At 39.3% G+C, this 1,696-nt stretch carries 1 protein-coding gene; it reads left to right on the top strand.

Going from position 1 to position 1,696, the window contains the following annotated elements; translation table 11 throughout:
• Window positions 1-645 precede the first annotated feature (645 nt).
• Window positions 646-1,029 (top strand): endonuclease domain-containing protein, encoded by a 384-nt coding sequence (locus F6K49_RS46430; RefSeq protein ID WP_075897323.1) that lies wholly within the window; start codon window positions 646-648, stop codon window positions 1,027-1,029.
• Window positions 1,030-1,696: the final 667 nt, after the last annotated feature.

The following is a 1,696-nucleotide window of genomic DNA, read 5'->3' as shown; positions in this document are numbered from 1 at the left end:
ACGGCTATAAAGGCTATAGATTGTGACCCGCACAATTTTGGGAGAACCGATCAATATATGTTTGATTTGCTTCCGTCCTGGCTGGGGTTTGCCAAATGAGTCAGGGAGATTAGGATTGTTGGGGTTATACTCGAAATTTGGGAGAAAGTTTTCGATGTCCATAATGTTTTTTGTTGTTGTATTGGTGACATTTTTATGGTAATAAATAATTATTTAATTTGTCAAGTAATTTTTGATTTTTTTTGCAAAAGGGGGTATATAATAATTTTTTTTTGCTTAATTTTGTATTAGCGATCGCGTAGCATAGCCTACGGCAAATCCCTTAGTGCATCAGAGCATTACATTTAATTTTAAAGGTTAATTTTGCGATAGTATTTAAGTTTAGATCGTAATCTTGGGATAGTATTTAAATTGATAAGATATTTATGGGTTCCCGTAGCGGCTCCTAGATACCATCTCTTTCTATGCCATTGACTTGCTGGATCCCCCCCAGCCCCCCTTATCAAAGGGGGGAGCTCGGAAACCTATATAGAAAGGCTGATTATTGTAATAAGTCCGCCAATCTATCTAAAAAGTCCCCCTTATTAAGGGGGATTTAGGGGGATCAAAACCCACGGCAAAAACCACAAGCTCAATTCTTGTAAAATGTGCGATCGCCAACAAAAACAATTTCATCTGCCTTATAACTCCAATTTAGTAAGCAGAGCTAAAGAATTAAGAAAAACTATGACACCAGCCGAGAAAAAGCTGTGGTCTGACTATTTAAAAAATTTTCAGTTTAGAGTCTTGCGACAAAGACCGATAGGGAATTTTATTGTTGACTTTTATTGCGCTGCTTTAAAATTAGTGATTGAAGTTGATGGAGAGTCTCATTATACAGAAGCTGGCCAAGCTTATGATCAAGAAAGAAGCCAGATTCTTGAAGGTTATGGATTAAAAGTAATTCGATTTACCAATGATGAAGTATTGCATAATTTTGAAGCAGTGTGCGTTCGGATCAGCAGTGAGCTTCCCCCTAACACAACTTAGAACTGTTTCAAAATTCAATAAGTTAACGATTTTATAGCAATTTTCTATGCCATGAGGTAGGGATCCCCCTAAATCCCCCTTAATAAGGGGGACTTTGAGGTTTAAAAGCGTACCTCATAAATCCTAGAAATGCTATATCGTTTTTTTAGGTATTAGGAATTAGGGTAATGGTCTTAGCTTGGGGGAGTCGGTTTGCGTAGCGGCTCCTAGATACCATCCCTTTCTATCCTATTTATTTGCTCGATCCCCCCCAGCCCCCCTTATCAAAGGGGGGAGTCGGAAATCTATCTCAAAAGTCCCCCGAGCGAGGGATTGCTCGGGGGATTTAGGGGTATCAAAACCCACCCCCTAAATTTATAAATTAAGAAAGTCCCCCTTATTAAGGGGGATTTAGGGGGATCCAAACCTGATTATTGTAAGAAGTCGGGAAATCTATCTCAAAAGCCTGATTATTGGGGGGAGTCTGGAAATCTATCTGGAAAGTCCCCCTTATTAAGGGGGATTTAGGGGGATCCAAACCCACGCAAAAAACCCTGCTCTCTGCTCCCTAAATTGCTATAATTAATAGCATCGAACATAATTACCTATAAATTATGGAACCATTCTCCTTTTTAGCTGGTTTGGAACTATCGAAAATAGCGTCACCTTTGTTAGGTACTGTTGCGGG

This window comes from Moorena sp. SIO3I6 (genome assembly GCF_010672095.1).
The sequence above is the reverse complement of the archived record's forward strand: the minus strand, read 5'-3'. Positions and strand labels throughout refer to the sequence as shown.